The organism is Morganella sp. HMSC11D09 (assembly GCF_001807955.1).
Classification (GTDB): Bacteria; Pseudomonadota; Gammaproteobacteria; order Enterobacterales; family Enterobacteriaceae; genus Morganella; species Morganella morganii.
On record NZ_KV791692.1, the window covers coordinates 99,759 to 113,550 of the forward strand.

At 52.8% G+C, this 13,792-nt stretch carries 16 protein-coding genes; 15 read left to right on the forward strand and 1 reads right to left on the reverse strand.

The window, feature by feature from the left end; genetic code table 11:
- The first annotated feature begins 103 nt into the window (after positions 1-103).
- The 15 genes from HMPREF3119_RS10450 to HMPREF3119_RS10515 all read left to right on the forward strand — a co-directional run bounded on the left by HMPREF3119_RS10450 (position 104) and on the right by HMPREF3119_RS10515 (position 12,344).
- The gene (locus HMPREF3119_RS10450) at positions 104-1,063 is read left to right on the forward strand and encodes a calcium/sodium antiporter (protein WP_004240511.1); all 960 of its coding nucleotides are present in this window, start codon (positions 104-106) and stop codon (positions 1,061-1,063) included.
- A 51-nt stretch (positions 1,064-1,114) separates the two neighbouring features.
- Positions 1,115-2,083: an arabinose-5-phosphate isomerase KdsD gene (kdsD, locus tag HMPREF3119_RS10455; protein ID WP_004236318.1), complete on the forward strand. Its 969-nt coding sequence runs from the start codon at positions 1,115-1,117 to the stop codon at positions 2,081-2,083.
- A 9-nt stretch (positions 2,084-2,092) separates the two neighbouring features.
- A complete protein-coding gene (gene kdsC / locus HMPREF3119_RS10460; RefSeq protein ID WP_004240514.1) occupies positions 2,093-2,656 on the forward strand; it encodes a 3-deoxy-manno-octulosonate-8-phosphatase KdsC in 564 nt (187 codons plus the stop codon).
- 40 nt (positions 2,657-2,696) lie between these two features.
- Positions 2,697-3,278: an LPS export ABC transporter periplasmic protein LptC gene (lptC, locus tag HMPREF3119_RS10465; protein WP_004236315.1), complete on the forward strand. Its 582-nt coding sequence runs from the start codon at positions 2,697-2,699 to the stop codon at positions 3,276-3,278.
- Entirely contained in the window at positions 3,259-3,795 is a 537-nt protein-coding gene (lptA, locus tag HMPREF3119_RS10470; protein ID WP_004236314.1) for a lipopolysaccharide ABC transporter substrate-binding protein LptA, read from the forward strand. The genes lptC and lptA overlap by 20 nt, the downstream gene beginning before the upstream one ends.
- Positions 3,796-3,801: 6 nt before the next feature.
- Positions 3,802-4,527, forward strand: coding sequence for an LPS export ABC transporter ATP-binding protein (lptB, locus tag HMPREF3119_RS10475; RefSeq protein ID WP_004236313.1), 726 nt, complete (start codon positions 3,802-3,804; stop codon positions 4,525-4,527).
- A gap of 24 nt (positions 4,528-4,551) precedes the next feature.
- Positions 4,552-5,988 carry an RNA polymerase factor sigma-54 gene (rpoN, locus tag HMPREF3119_RS10480; protein WP_046024748.1) on the forward strand — a complete coding sequence of 479 codons (1,437 nt, stop codon included), beginning with the start codon at positions 4,552-4,554 and terminating at the stop codon, positions 5,986-5,988.
- Between the two features lie 23 nt (positions 5,989-6,011).
- On the forward strand, positions 6,012-6,299 hold the full coding sequence (hpf, locus tag HMPREF3119_RS10485; protein ID WP_004236311.1) for a ribosome hibernation promoting factor: 288 nt from the start codon (positions 6,012-6,014) through the stop codon (positions 6,297-6,299).
- Positions 6,300-6,418: 119 nt separating this feature from the next.
- On the forward strand, positions 6,419-6,886 hold the full coding sequence (gene ptsN, locus HMPREF3119_RS10490; RefSeq protein ID WP_004236310.1) for a PTS IIA-like nitrogen regulatory protein PtsN: 468 nt from the start codon (positions 6,419-6,421) through the stop codon (positions 6,884-6,886).
- A 69-nt stretch (positions 6,887-6,955) separates the two neighbouring features.
- Positions 6,956-7,807, forward strand: coding sequence for an RNase adapter RapZ (rapZ, locus tag HMPREF3119_RS10495; RefSeq protein WP_004236309.1), 852 nt, complete (start codon positions 6,956-6,958; stop codon positions 7,805-7,807).
- Positions 7,808-7,810: 3 nt separating this feature from the next.
- Positions 7,811-8,083 carry a PTS phosphocarrier protein NPr gene (gene npr, locus HMPREF3119_RS10500; RefSeq protein ID WP_004240520.1) on the forward strand — a complete coding sequence of 91 codons (273 nt, stop codon included), beginning with the start codon at positions 7,811-7,813 and terminating at the stop codon, positions 8,081-8,083.
- Positions 8,084-8,275: 192 nt separating this feature from the next.
- Positions 8,276-8,686 (forward strand): nucleoside diphosphate kinase regulator, encoded by a 411-nt coding sequence (gene rnk, locus HMPREF3119_RS10505; protein ID WP_004236307.1) that lies wholly within the window; start codon positions 8,276-8,278, stop codon positions 8,684-8,686.
- 123 nt (positions 8,687-8,809) lie between these two features.
- Positions 8,810-8,935, forward strand: coding sequence for a hypothetical protein (locus HMPREF3119_RS19955; protein WP_004240521.1), 126 nt, complete (start codon positions 8,810-8,812; stop codon positions 8,933-8,935).
- A 192-nt stretch (positions 8,936-9,127) separates the two neighbouring features.
- Positions 9,128-11,245: a TonB-dependent siderophore receptor gene (locus tag HMPREF3119_RS10510; protein ID WP_070579654.1), complete on the forward strand. Its 2,118-nt coding sequence runs from the start codon at positions 9,128-9,130 to the stop codon at positions 11,243-11,245.
- Position 11,246: 1 nt separating this feature from the next.
- Positions 11,247-12,344: an ABC transporter substrate-binding protein gene (locus HMPREF3119_RS10515; RefSeq protein ID WP_070579705.1), complete on the forward strand. Its 1,098-nt coding sequence runs from the start codon at positions 11,247-11,249 to the stop codon at positions 12,342-12,344.
- Between the two features lie 63 nt (positions 12,345-12,407).
- On the opposite strand, the gene pmbA is transcribed toward HMPREF3119_RS10515, so the two are convergent.
- Positions 12,408-13,748, reverse strand: coding sequence for a metalloprotease PmbA (gene pmbA, locus HMPREF3119_RS10520; RefSeq protein ID WP_004240526.1), 1,341 nt, complete (start codon positions 13,746-13,748; stop codon positions 12,408-12,410).
- Positions 13,749-13,792 lie beyond the last annotated feature (44 nt).

Genomic DNA, 13,792 nt, shown 5'->3' on the forward strand with positions numbered 1-13,792 from the left:
CGGGCGCAAAACGTCTGTTTTACTTTTGCGCCTCAGCCCGTACAATACCCTCAATTTCCCGTACTTCATTATTTCTGACTGTTTTTCAGCCCGGAGGAGAGCCATGTTACTCACCAGCATCCTTTTACTGACCGGGTTGATTCTGCTGGTTTATGCCTCTGACCGGATTGTGTACGGCGCGGCGGTTTTCTCCCGTTCTCTCGGCATCTCCCCGTTTATCACCGGTATTCTGGTGGCCGGTCCCGGTACGTCGCTGCCGGAACTGCTGACCTCCGCCGGTGCGGTGCTTGAAGGGCAGCCGGATCTGGCGCTCGGCACCATTATCGGATCCAATATTACCAATTTACTGCTGATTGCAGGCCTCGCCGCCCTTATCCGCCCGCTGAGTGTGCAGTCAGCGGTGCTGCGCCGTGAGCTTCCGCTGATGCTGGCCGTAATGGCGCTGTTCGGGCTGTTTATCTGGTCCGGCGGTATCACGCGGGTTCAGGGCGGGTTTCTGGTGCTTGCGGGGCTCGCCAGTCTCTGGCTGGTGGTGAAAATTGCCGCAATGGCGCGGCGTGATCAGTATGACGGCTTCACTACTGAACAAAACCATGAACTGCCGCAGGAAAATAATTTGCCGGTTGCTTTATTGTGGCTGGTCGCCGGGTTGCTGATTATGCCGGTGGCGGTCCGGATTGTGATCGATAACGCCTCTGCATTCACCCGCTATGCGGAGATCAGCGGGCGTATCACCGGACTGACTATCCTGGCTGTCGGTACCAGTCTGCCGGAACTGTGCACCACGATTGCGGCGGCGGTCAAAGGTGAAAAAGATATCGCGCTGGGGAATCTTATCGGCGCGACACTGTTTAATACCACGGTCGTTGCGGGGATCCCGGCGTTATTAGCCACCGCGCCGATGGCAGCAGACAGTTTTATGACCGATTTCGCCGTGATGATCGCGGCCGGTGTGTTATTTATTTTCTTTGCGGCCGGCCGGAACCAGCGGCTGAACCGGCTGAAAGGCATTATTCTGCTCAGTGCGTTCACCGCCTGGCTGATAAGCCTTTTTACCGGCTGATAAGCGTCAGCCATTAATACACAGACAGATACTGAAAGTGAGAAAAAACTGATGTCCCGAACTGATTTTCAACTAACAGGTAAACGTGTCCTCCGGATTGAACGTGAAGGTCTCGCGTCACTCGAACAGTATATTAATGATGATTTCGATAAAGCCTGTGAACTGATATTCCGCTGTGAAGGCAAAGTGATCATCATGGGGATGGGAAAATCCGGTCATATCGGCCACAAAATGGCCGCGACATTTGCCAGCACCGGTACCCCTTCCTTCTTTGTGCATCCGGGTGAAGCCGCACACGGCGACCTGGGGATGGTCACAAAGAAAGATGTGGTTATCGCAATTTCAAACTCCGGTGAATCCTCAGAAATTCAGGCGCTGATCCCGGTTATCAAACGTCAGAACATCCCGCTTATCTGCATGACCGGCAACCCGGACAGTACTATGGGAAAAGCAGCGGATATTCATCTGTGTATTAAAGTCCCGCAGGAAGCCTGCCCGCTCGGCCTTGCGCCGACCACCAGCACCACCGCCACACTGGTGATGGGTGACGCGCTGGCGATTGCCTTATTACAGGCGCGCGGCTTTACCGCTGAAGATTTTGCCCTCTCACATCCGGGCGGCGCGCTCGGCCGCAAACTGCTGTTACTGGTTTCCGACCTGATGAACACCGGGGATGATATCCCGCGTGTGCCGAAAACCGCCTCACTGCGCGAAGCACTGGTGGAAATCACCCGTAAAAAACTGGGTATGACGGTTATCTGTGACGATGACATGATTATTCAGGGCATTTTCACTGACGGTGACCTGCGCCGGATTTTCGATGCGGGCACAGACCTCAATAACTGCCAGATTGCCGATGTGATGACCCCGGGCGGGATCCGCATCAAAGCCAATACCCTGGCGGTTGAGGCACTGAATTTAATGCAGTCCCGTCATATCACCTCTTTATTAGTCACAGAAGGTGATAAACTGCTCGGCGTACTGCATATGCATGATCTGCTCCAGGCCGGAGTGGTGTAAGGACTGACGATGACACAAATTACCACTATTGACACCTGCTATGGCCCGATAGCGCAAACAGTTATGGAAAAAGCCGCTAAAATACGGCTTCTTATCTGTGATGTGGACGGCGTGATGTCTGACGGCCTGATTTATCAGGGCAACAGCGGTGAAGAACTGAAAGCATTTAATGTCCGTGACGGCTACGGTATCCGCTGCCTGCTGACCTCCGGGGTGGAGGTGGCGATAATTACCGGTCGTAAAGCCAAATTGCTGGAAGATCGTGCCAATACACTCGGAATTACACATCTTTACCAGGGACAGAGCGATAAGCTTTTGGCGTATCGCGAACTATTAGATAAACTGGTACTTCGCCCCGGCGAAGTCGCCTATATCGGCGATGACCTGATTGACTGGCCGGTCATGGCAGAGGTCGGTTTATCCGCCGCAGTGGCGGATGCCCACCCGTTATTGTTACCCAAAGCGGATTATGTTACACAGATTGCAGGCGGCCGCGGGGCTGTCCGCGAATTGTGCGATCTGATTCTGCTGGCACAAAATAAGCTGGATGCGGCCAGAGGCCTGTCCGTCTGAAGAGAATTTCATTGGTTATAATGGCTTTATCAGGGATCTCATGAGTAAATTTAAGCTTTGGCTGATCATTATTCTGGCGCTTATCGCCCTCGGTCTGCTCGGCTGGAACCTGTCGGTCACCCGTTCAGGTGACACCGACGGTAAGATTGTGGAAGACGGTACGCCGACGTATAAAACCCAAACGTCCTCAACCCTGGCTTACGAGCCGACAGGGCTGCTGGCGTACCGGCTGAATGCGGATGATGTGCAGAACTTTGCTCAGGAAAAAATAACCTGGTTTACTAATCCGGTGCTGACCACCTACGACCCTGATAAAACCGCCACCTGGACGATTCGTGCAAAGCGGGCCAAATTAACCAATGACAGAATGTTATATTTATACGGTGATGTGCAGGTTGACAGCCTGACCACCGATACACAGCTCAGGCAGATCACCACGGATAACGCCGAAGTCAATCTGACAACCCAGGATGTGAGTTCTGACGATAAAGTCACCATCACGGGAACAGGACTGCGTTCCGTCGGATTGCAGATGCGGGGTAATTTACGCAATCGTAATGCGGAACTGATCAAAGATGTACAGACTTACTATGAGATCCCAAATGAAAGCAAACATCCTTAATACTCTGATTGCAACAGCAATTCTGGCCGTCAGTGTCCCTGCTTTGGCGTTAAAAGAAGATACACAGCAGCCGGTGACGGTAACATCATTAAAACAAGCCCTTGATTTAGAAAAAAATATCACCACATTTACTGACAATGTCGTGGTAAAACAGGGAACAATTGATGTCCGCGCTGACAAAGTGGTGGTCACCCGTCCGGGCGGCGATTCCAATAAAATGGTGATCGAAGCATTCGGTAATCCGGTGACCTTCTACCAGATGCAGGATAACGGTAAGCCAATCAAAGGACGCGGCAGCAAACTGCGTTACGAAATGGCCAATGAACTGGTCACGCTGACCGGTAATGCCTACCTGGAACAGCTGGACAGCAATATCACCGGTGACAAGATTACCTACGTGGTGCCGACACAGCAGATGCAGGCATTCAGTGACAAAGGCAAACAGGTGACTACCGTACTGCTGCCGTCACAACTTCAGGAAAAAGGCCCGGCGGCAACCGGCCAGAAAGGTAAGTAACGATTTATGGCAAAATTAACTGCAAGCAAATTAGCCAAAGCCTACAAAGGGCGCAAAGTCGTCGAAGATGTGACGCTTGAAGTCAGCTCCGGCGAAATCGTCGGGCTGCTCGGCCCGAACGGTGCCGGGAAAACCACGACCTTCTATATGGTCGTGGGTATTGTTCCCCGTGATGCCGGAGCGATAAGCATCGATGATGAAGATATCTCCCTGCTGCCGCTGCATGAACGTGCCCGCAAAGGGATTGGCTATCTGCCTCAGGAAGCCTCTATTTTCCGTCGTCTGACGGTATGGCAGAACCTGATGGCGGTGCTTGAAATCCGCAAAGATCTGAACAATGATGAACGCCGGGAGCGGGCGGAAGAGCTGATGGAAGAGTTCCATATCAGCCATCTGCGCGATAACCTGGGGCAATCACTGTCCGGGGGTGAACGCCGCCGTGTGGAAATTGCCCGCGCGCTGGCCGCCAACCCGAAATTCATCCTGCTGGATGAACCGTTTGCCGGTGTTGACCCGATTTCTGTTATTGATATTAAAAAGATTATTCAGCACCTCCGTGATTACGGGCTCGGCGTCCTGATCACTGACCACAACGTCCGCGAAACACTGGATGTCTGTGAACGGGCTTATATTGTCAGCCAGGGCCATATGATTGCCCACGGCAGCCCGGAATCCATTCTGAATAATGAGCAGGTTAAACGTGTTTATTTAGGCGAAGGTTTCCGCCTGTAATGCCGTAAGGAGCCCGTGTCCGTAATGAAGCAGAGTCTGCAGCTTAAACTCAGCCAGCAACTGGCGATGACGCCACAACTTCAGCAGGCTATCCGTTTGTTGCAGCTTTCCACGCTTGAACTCCAGCAGGAGATCCGCGAGGCGCTGGAATCTAACCCGTTGCTGGAACTTGATGATAACCATCAGGAAATTGACACGCCGGCTGAATCTGAACCACAGAAAGAGCTGGACAGCGCCGAGGCTCTCGAACAGACAGCCATGCCGGATGATCTGCCGCTGGATGCACAGTGGGAAGAAATCTACACCGCCGGTACACCGTCCGGCACCGGCAATGATTACGGCGACGATGAACTGCCGCTCTATCAGGGTGAAACCACCGAAACCTTACAGGATTATCTGATCTGGCAGGCCCGCCTGACCCCCTTTACCGAAACCGATGCCGCAATTGCCTTCTCAATCATCGATGCGATTGATGAAACCGGCTATCTGACCGTTTCTGTCGATGATATCCGCCTGAGTATCGGTGACGATGAAGTCACCACCGAAGATGTGGAAGCCGTACTCAAGCGCATCCAGCGTTTTGATCCGGTGGGTGTGGGCGCCCGCGACCTGCGGGAGTGTCTGATGGTGCAGCTGAAAATTCTGCCGCCGGAAACCCCGAGCCTGAAAGAAGCCCTTGCTATCGCTGATCAGCATCTGGCATTGTTGGGGAACCGGGATTTCCGGACCCTGGGCCGGGTGACCAAACTGAAAGAAGAGGCACTGAAATCCGCTATTGATCTGATCCAGTCACTGGAACCGCGTCCGGGCCTGGTAGTCAACACCGGAGAATCAGAGTATGTTATTCCTGACGTCCTCGTGAAAAAACACGGCGAACGCTGGGTAGTGGAACTCAATTCCGACAGCATTCCCCGTCTGCGGGTCAATAATCACTATGCCGCAATGGGTTCGCGGGCCCGCAGTGAGAGCGACAGTCAGTTTATCCGCAACAATTTGCAGGAAGCAAAGTGGCTCATTAAAAGTCTGGAAAGCCGGAACGATACTCTGCTCAGAGTCGCGACCTGTATTGTGGAAGAGCAGCAGGCGTTCTTTGAACAGGGCGAAGAATATATGAAGCCCATGGTGCTGGCAGATATCGCACTGCGGGTTGAGATGCATGAATCAACCATTTCCCGGGTGACAACACAGAAATTTCTGCACAGTCCGCGGGGGATCTTTGAACTGAAGTACTTTTTCTCCAGCCACGTCAGTACTGACAGCGGGGGCGAGGCGTCCTCCACAGCCATCCGTGCACTGGTGAAAAAACTGGTTGCCGCCGAGAATCCGGCGAAACCGCTCAGCGACAGCAAACTGACCGATATGCTTGCCGAACAGGGCATTCAGGTAGCCAGACGTACTGTCGCGAAATATCGTGAGTCGTTATCCATCCCGCCCTCAAATCAGCGTAAACAGCTGATTTGATACACATTGAGAAGGAAGACACTATGGAATTACAAATTACCGGCCACAACGTTGAAATTACAGACGCATTACGTGAGACTGTGACAGCCAAGTGTAAGAAACTGGAGCAGTTTTTCGATAAAATTAACAGCGTTCAGGTGATCCTGCGGATTGAAAAGGTGAGTAAAATTGCGGAGGCAACGGCTCAGGTAAACGGTGCGGATCTTCACGCCTCAGCGGAAAAAGAGGATATGTACGCGGCAATTGATGAGATGGCAGAAAAACTCGGCCGTCAGTTGTCCAAACACAAAGAAAAACTGAGAAACCGGTAAATTTTCTGCACCCGGGTGCATGACTGAATTAACAGTCTGAATTTTCTCAGGAAAAAGCAGTGCTCTGATCCCGGTTACCATGGTGGTTGCCGGGATTCTGATCCTAAGTGAACAATGAAATGAATAACGAAGCAAATTTGTCCCTGAGCGATGTACTGAGTATCAGCTGTACACGCAATAATATTCACTGTACCAGTAAGAAGCGCGCGCTGGAGATTATCAGTGAACTGGCTGCCACCGCGCTGGCGCTGCCGGAAAACACGCTGTTTGAGGCACTCCTTACACGGGAAAAAGTCGGGACAACCGGTATCGGTGGCGGGATTGCCATCCCCCACGGAAAACTGGACAAAAGCGAGGCGCAAACCGCCTGCGGCGTATTTTTACACCTGGAGCAACCTATCGCGTTTGATGCGATTGATAATCAGAATGTGGACATTCTGTTTGCGTTATTTGTTCCGTCTGATCAGTGTCAGACGCATTTACACACACTGTCGTTAGTGGCCAAAAAACTGGCTGACAAAGCGCTCTGCCGCCGGTTGCGTCAGGCGCAAAGCGATGAAGAGCTGTACAGTATCATCACTGAGTGATGATAACCGGCTGACGACAACGGATAATGGCGTATTGCCATTGAAAGAGAAACGATAGGGAGTCCCCTCATGGTGCTGATGATTGTCAGCGGCCGCTCTGGTTCGGGTAAATCTGTTGCCCTGCGGGCGCTGGAAGATATGGGTTTCTACTGCGTTGATAACCTGCCGGTCACTCTTCTGCCGGAGCTTGCCGCTACCCTGGCAACACGCGATACCTCTGCCGCAGTAAGTATTGACGTCCGCAATATGCCGGAGTCTCCGGAGGTTTTTGAGGAAGCCCTGACCAGATTACCGGACAGTTTCTCACCCCAGCTGCTGTTCCTGGATGCGGATCGCAATACGCTGATCCGCCGTTACAGTGATACCCGCCGTCTGCATCCCCTTTCCAGTAAAAATCTCTCGCTGGAAAGCGCTATTGATGAGGAAAGCGATCTGCTGGAGCCGCTACGCTCCCGTGCGGATCTGATTATCGATACCTCTGAAATGTCAGTGCATGAACTGGCAGAAATGCTGAGAACCCGTCTGCTCGGCAAACGCGAACGCGAGCTGACCATGGTATTCGAATCGTTCGGGTTTAAACACGGCATTCCGATTGATGCGGATTATGTGTTTGATGTCCGCTTCCTGCCGAACCCGCACTGGGATCCGAAACTGCGTCCGATGACCGGTCTGGATAAACCGGTGGCGGCGTTCCTCGACCGCCATACAGAAGTACATAACTTTATTTACCAGACCCGCAGTTATCTGGAACTGTGGCTGCCGATGCTGGAAACCAACAACCGCAGCTACCTGACCGTCGCTATCGGCTGTACCGGCGGGAAACACCGTTCTGTCTATGTGGCGGAGCAACTGGCGGATTACTTCCGCTCACGCGGGAAAAACGTGCAGTCGCGCCACCGGACACTGGAAAAGCGGAAATAATCCATGACTATCCGTTGTCAGGTTGAAATCAAAAACCGGCTGGGGCTGCATGCCCGGCCGGCCATGAAACTGTTTGAACTGATCCAGACCTTCCGGTCAACGGTGGTATTCCGTAATAAGCAAAATGAAGAAGCCCGGGCAGACAGTGTGCTCGCCATGCTGATGCTGGATTCCGAACAGGGCAGTTTTATTGAAGTGGAAGCAACAGGACCTGATGAAAATTCTGCCATTGAGGCAATTATTTCCCTTTTTGATTCAGGTTTTGATGAAGATTAGTTATACTAACCGAAATATTTTACTTAAAGAAAACTGATACGCTGTTTCGTTCACGCAGCCCGGCGGTTCGTGATCCTGATCTCTTTCCTTTCGGGGGAGAACAGCCTACTATCAGATTAATTATCAAATGAGCACCCCCCTCCTTCTGGTGTGGGGGTGTTCTTTTGTATTGGAAATGATTTGGAGTGTGGTATGAAAAAGCCCAATATAATTATTAATGAACTGGACGCGGAGCGTCTGGATATGCTGCTGGAACAGCCGGCTTATGCTGACAGTCCGGTTGCCGAAGCCCTGAATGAAGAGTTGGATCGCGCGGAAATCCTGCCGCCGGCAGAAATGCCAGCCACGGTCGTGACGATGAACAGCCGCATCCGCTTTGAAGATTTATCGAGCGGGAAAGAGAGTATCCGTACCCTGGTGTACCCGGCTTCACTGAAAGACAGTGCTGAACAGCTGTCTGTGATGGCACCACTGGGAGCTGCGTTACTCGGGCTTTCTGTCGGTGATGAGATCTCATGGGAACTGCCGAACGGTGAAGCAACGCGCGTAAAAGTATCAGAAATTATCTATCAGCCTGAAGCTGCCGGTGAGTTACACCGTTAATCCGCTTTAAGCCGGTTCTGCGTCCGTTTCAGGCAATCTGCGGGCGCAGCTTCCTCAGGGGTTCCTTTCTTCACACCTTTATTGCATGATGTTTCTCTCTTTATTTCCTGAAGGAAACTGATCATGGCTGCCTATTCTTTGACATCTTTGTTTGGTATGAGCGGAGCTCCGGGCGGATTTCCGGTCATTCTGGGTTTTGAACAGCAGCTGTTATTACTGTGGCGGGGCTTTATGCTGCTGGCAGTCTGAATATCATCCGTACAGCACAATTCAATAACGCAAGTTAATCATGCCGCAGCGGCTTCTTCCGCTGCGGCATGATTATTTCCGCCCCGCCCTTCACGGATGATTATCACAAAAAATTATTGCGCATAGTAATCATTATCAATATCATTCCGTTTTTATTTTGGCTGTTTATTCTTCTGATATTGAGACTCACACATGAAATCTGCTGCGCATTTACGCAGACCGCATTGCTGTTCCCGGTTTGTGCTGACATTCCCCTTTATCTTTATTCCTGTTTTTCATGCGGTTGCCGCCGATGATACTCTGGTTGTCACTGCCGCCCCGCAAGACCGCGAAGGGAGTTACAGCGGGGATAATGTCTATTCCACTCTGAAAACACTGACCCCGCGTAATGAAACGCCGCAATCCATCAGTATTGTCACGCCGCAGTTGATCCGTGACTTTAATGTCACTTCAGTGGATGACGCAGTAAAGTTTGTCAGCGGTGTAACTCAGGGCAACACGCTGGGCGGCATTGAGGACGGGTTTGTCAAACGCGGCTTCGGCTCCAATACGGACGGCTCTGTGTTTATCGACGGGGTACGCAGCAACCAGGGGCTGGCGATGGATGCCACTACTGAACGTGTTGATGTTCTGAAAGGCTCTTCTTCCCTGCTTTACGGTATTCTGAATCCGGGCGGCGTGATAAACCTGATCTCCAAAAAACCACAGTATCAGTGGCAGGGACGCATCAGCGGACGGACAAACAGCAACGGCGGCGGTACCGGTACGATTGATGTGACCGGCCCTCTCGGCAATGGCGTGGCAGTCCGGCTGATAGCAGAACGCCGCCATGAAGATTACTGGCGCAATTTCGGGGAAGATCAGCACACGTTGCTGGCACCTTCCCTGAGCTGGCTCGGTGACAGCGCCTCGTTCAATGTGGCTTATACCGAAAATAAATTCGATGTGCCTTACGATCGCGGAACCGCTTTTATCGGCGGCAGCCCGATCCGTATTCCTTATAATGAACGGATAGATGACAACGCTAATCACGCATACGGGAAAAATAAACGTCTGACCGCAGAATACCGGCAGGAATTTGACGACATCTGGGAAACCGGAATTAAGTATGCGTGGATGCAGCGCCGCTACGACAGTAATGAGGTCCGCGCGACGGCTATCAACCCGGAGACCGGAATTGTTACCCGCCGTGCTGATGCCAACCGTGGCTTTAATCATCAGACCACCTATATCGGCTGGGATATCAGCGGTACACCGGAACTCGCCGGTATGCGGCATGACATCACGCTCGGGGCTGATTACGAAAAGAACGAAACCTACAAAGCCTGGTCCTTCCGCGGCAAGCCGTCAAAACAATTCAATATGTACCATCCGGTATACGGCGAATCACCGGTCACCACAGATAAAACCGCCGATGACGCAAAAAGCAACCTGCGCGCCACGGTGTACAGCAGTTCACTCTATGCCAAAGACAGTATCCATCTGAATGACCAGTGGATTGTCGTGCTCGGAGGCCGTCTGCAGCGCTATACGCAAAATGGCAGCAGCGGATGGATAAACCATCAGACAACACTCAATGACAGCGGTTCTGAATTTGTTCCGCAGGCCGGGGTCGTCTACAAACTCACACCGGAACTGGCACTTTACAGCAGTTACAGCCAATCCTTCACCCCTTCCGCACAGGTGGATGATGACGGCAATGTGGCCTCCACTGAAAAAGGTCAGACATACGAACTGGGTGCAAAATGGCAGACAACACCAACGATGCTGACGACCTTTGCCCTTTACCGTATTGATGAAAAAGACATGTCCATCTTTATGAACGGCCTGAACCGGAATATCCCGAAATCCCGCTCGGAAGGTGCGGAACTGGAAATTAACGGCGAATTTGCGCCGGGATGGCAGATAGCGGCAAACTACAGCCTCAACAGAACGCAGATTAAAGAAGATAATCTGAAACCCCAGAATGTCGGTAACCAGCTGGTCAATGCCCCGCGCAATATGGGCAGCCTGTATCTGACGCATACCCTGACTGTACCGGGCTTACCGGGTGAACTGCGCTTCGGCGGCGGCGGACGCTATGTCGGCAAACGGGCCGGTGATCCGGAAAACAGTTTTTACCTGCCGGCGTATACCGTCACAGATGCTTTCGCCGCGTGGAACGGGACTGTCAGCGGACATGAGACCCAACTGAAACTGAATGTGAACAATCTGCTGAACAGGGAATACTATGCGTCCAGCGCCGGAAACCTGCGTGTCATCGCCGGAGAGCCGCGCACCCTGTTCCTGAATGCCTCTGTGGACTTCTGATATGAAACATCTCTTTTCCGGGCTGCTGCTGATGGCATTTTCGCTGCTGTGCGGGGCAAAAACCGTTACGGACAGTCTCGGGCGGACAGTCACGGTTCCGGATGATCCGCAGCGGATAGTACTCGGTGAAAGCAGGATGCTCTATACCCTGGCACTGATCGAAACCGGTAATCCGGCGGCACGCGTCGTCGGGTGGCCGGCTGATTTACAGCGGCTCGATCCACAGACCCTGGAAAAATATACGGCTGCATTTCCGGCGATCAGAGATATTGCCATTGTCGGGAACGATAATTTTTCACAGCTTAATATTGAGAAGATTATCGCCCTGCAACCGGATCTGATTATTATGCCGGTGTATGCCAAAACCCGTCCTGATGAAACGCAGTTTGCACACCAGACCGCAGCCGCCGGTATTCCGGTGATTTACCTGGATTTCAGGGTGGATCCGTTGCGGAACACGGTTCCGTCACTGAAAACACTGGGCGAAGTCCTGAACCGGCAGGAAAAAACTGCCGCTTTTATTGCGTTTTATCAGCAACATATGGATGTGATCCGCAACCGTCTGGCTATGCACAATCCGCATCGCCCCAAAGTTTTTCTGCAGTTACATCTCGGGAAAAAAGCAGAATGCTGCACGACCGCAGCTTCCGGAAATCTGGCCGATTTACTGGCCTTTTCCGGCGGGGATAACATTGCAGCAGGGAAGTTCAGTGGTGTTTTCGGACGGCTCAGCCCGGAGCAGGTATTGTCGGATAATCCGGAATATTATCTGGTGACCGGCAGCGGCGGAAGGGATAACCGGGGGCAGTTACAACTGGGGCCGGATCTCCGCCCTGACACCGCCCGGCAAAGCCTGCAGGAACAATTACAGAAAGATCCGGTGATTGCCGCACTGCCTGCTGTCCGGGAAGGACGGACCGCCGCACTCTGGCATCATGTTTATCTCAGCTCGTGGCATCTGCTGGCAGCGGAGTTTTTCGCGCGGGAACTGCACCCGGATCTCTTTTCTGATGTTGATCCGCAGAAGACACTGGATGAAATGAACCGGCGGTTCCTGTCTGTACCGGAAACCGGGACTTACTGGCTGTTTTCGCGATAATCGCTGCTGTTTTCTGCATTTTCACTCCCGGAGGCGGATACTCCGACTCCGGGAGTGACACACTTACTGCCCCGCAATACTCATTTCCGGCAGCCAGACTGAGCCGCACTGAATGTTGCTGCGGGTTTCAATATCGTCGCCGGTGGCGATAATGCTGGCCCACATGTCTTTCAGGTTTCCGGCAATGGTGATTTCACTGACCGGATACTGAATCTCGCCGTTTTCCACCCAGAAACCGGATGCGCCGCGGGAGTAATCACCGGTAATACCGCTGACACCCTGTCCCATCAGTTCGGTAACCACCAGACCGGTGCCCATTTCCCGGAGCATGTCGTCAAATCCCAGCCCCTGACCGGCAATGTGCCAGTTGTGGATCCCGCCTGCATGGCCGGTGCTCTTCAGCCCCAGTTTACGGGCAGCGTAGGTGGTCATCAGCCAGTTGTTCAGCACACCGTTTTCGATAATCAGGCGATCTTCTGTCCGGACCCCTTCGCTGTCAAACGGGGTGGAGGCCAGTCCGCCGATCACATGCGGCAGTTCGCGGATAGTCAGCCAGTCCGGCAGGATCTGTTTACCGAGGCTGTCGAGCAGGAAGGTGGATTTGCGGTACACGGAGGTGCCGCTGATCGCGCCGACCAGATGCCCGAACAAACCGGTTGCCACTTCCGGGGCAAAAATCACCGGTGCTTTCTGTGTTGCCAGTTTGCGCGGAGCAAGGCGGGACAGTGTCCGGCGGGCACACTCTTCACCCACCCACTGTGCGGATTTCAGGTCATCCAGTTTACGTGCGATGGTATAGGCGTAATCACGCTCCATATCGCCGTTTTCTTCCGCGATCACACAAGCGGACATGGAGTGACGGCTGCTGCAGTAGCTTTGCAGCATACCCAGCGTGTTACCGAACACACGGATGCCGTAATGGCTGTTAAAGCTGCCGCCTTCTGTGTTGGTGATGCGCGGGTCGGCACTCAGTGCGGCTTTTTCCGCATTGGCGGCATAGTCGATAGCCTGGTCAGCGCTCACTTCGGACGGATAAAACAGTTGTAAATCCGGAGCCTCGAAAGCCAGTAAATCGCGATCTGCCGGGCCCGAACACGGATCTTCAGATGTATATTTCGCAATGTCGATCGCCGCCTGTACGGTACGGGCAATCGCCTCTTCGCTTAAATCTGTGGAGGATGCGCTGCCTTTGCGCTGGTTATGATACACAGTGATCCCCAGTGCGCCGTCGCTGTTAAACTCGACATTCTCCACCTCACCCATACGGGTGCTCACACTCATCCCGGTGGTTCTGCTGACAGCAACTTCGGCGCTGTCACACCCTTTCTGTGCAATACTCAGTGCCTGCGAAACCGCTTGTTCCAGGCGCGTACGCTGCGCCATAATCTGAGAAGTGATATTCATCAATCAGGTTCCAATTCAATAAATTAAGGGGCCGTCAGCTAATC

Excerpts from the sequence above, each read along its gene's own strand:
- hpf (WP_004236311.1), top strand. The coding sequence starts at position 6,012 with ATGGAATTACAAATTACCGGCCACAACGTTGAAATTACAGACGCATTA.
- HMPREF3119_RS19955 (WP_004240521.1), top strand. The coding sequence starts at position 8,810 with ATGGCTGCCTATTCTTTGACATCTTTGTTTGGTATGAGCGGAGCTCCG.
- rpoN (WP_046024748.1), top strand. The coding sequence starts at position 4,552 with ATGAAGCAGAGTCTGCAGCTTAAACTCAGCCAGCAACTGGCGATGACG.
- HMPREF3119_RS10450 (WP_004240511.1), top strand. The coding sequence starts at position 104 with ATGTTACTCACCAGCATCCTTTTACTGACCGGGTTGATTCTGCTGGTT.
- npr (WP_004240520.1), top strand. The coding sequence starts at position 7,811 with ATGACTATCCGTTGTCAGGTTGAAATCAAAAACCGGCTGGGGCTGCAT.
- kdsC (WP_004240514.1), top strand. The coding sequence starts at position 2,093 with ATGACACAAATTACCACTATTGACACCTGCTATGGCCCGATAGCGCAA.
- lptB (WP_004236313.1), top strand. The coding sequence starts at position 3,802 with ATGGCAAAATTAACTGCAAGCAAATTAGCCAAAGCCTACAAAGGGCGC.
- rapZ (WP_004236309.1), top strand. The coding sequence starts at position 6,956 with ATGGTGCTGATGATTGTCAGCGGCCGCTCTGGTTCGGGTAAATCTGTT.
- lptA (WP_004236314.1), top strand. The coding sequence starts at position 3,259 with ATGAAAGCAAACATCCTTAATACTCTGATTGCAACAGCAATTCTGGCC.
- HMPREF3119_RS10510 (WP_070579654.1), top strand. The coding sequence starts at position 9,128 with ATGAAATCTGCTGCGCATTTACGCAGACCGCATTGCTGTTCCCGGTTT.
- ptsN (WP_004236310.1), top strand. The coding sequence starts at position 6,419 with ATGAATAACGAAGCAAATTTGTCCCTGAGCGATGTACTGAGTATCAGC.
- kdsD (WP_004236318.1), top strand. The coding sequence starts at position 1,115 with ATGTCCCGAACTGATTTTCAACTAACAGGTAAACGTGTCCTCCGGATT.
- HMPREF3119_RS10515 (WP_070579705.1), top strand. The coding sequence starts at position 11,247 with ATGAAACATCTCTTTTCCGGGCTGCTGCTGATGGCATTTTCGCTGCTG.
- rnk (WP_004236307.1), top strand. The coding sequence starts at position 8,276 with ATGAAAAAGCCCAATATAATTATTAATGAACTGGACGCGGAGCGTCTG.
- lptC (WP_004236315.1), top strand. The coding sequence starts at position 2,697 with ATGAGTAAATTTAAGCTTTGGCTGATCATTATTCTGGCGCTTATCGCC.
- pmbA (WP_004240526.1), bottom strand. The coding sequence starts at position 13,748 with ATGAATATCACTTCTCAGATTATGGCGCAGCGTACGCGCCTGGAACAA.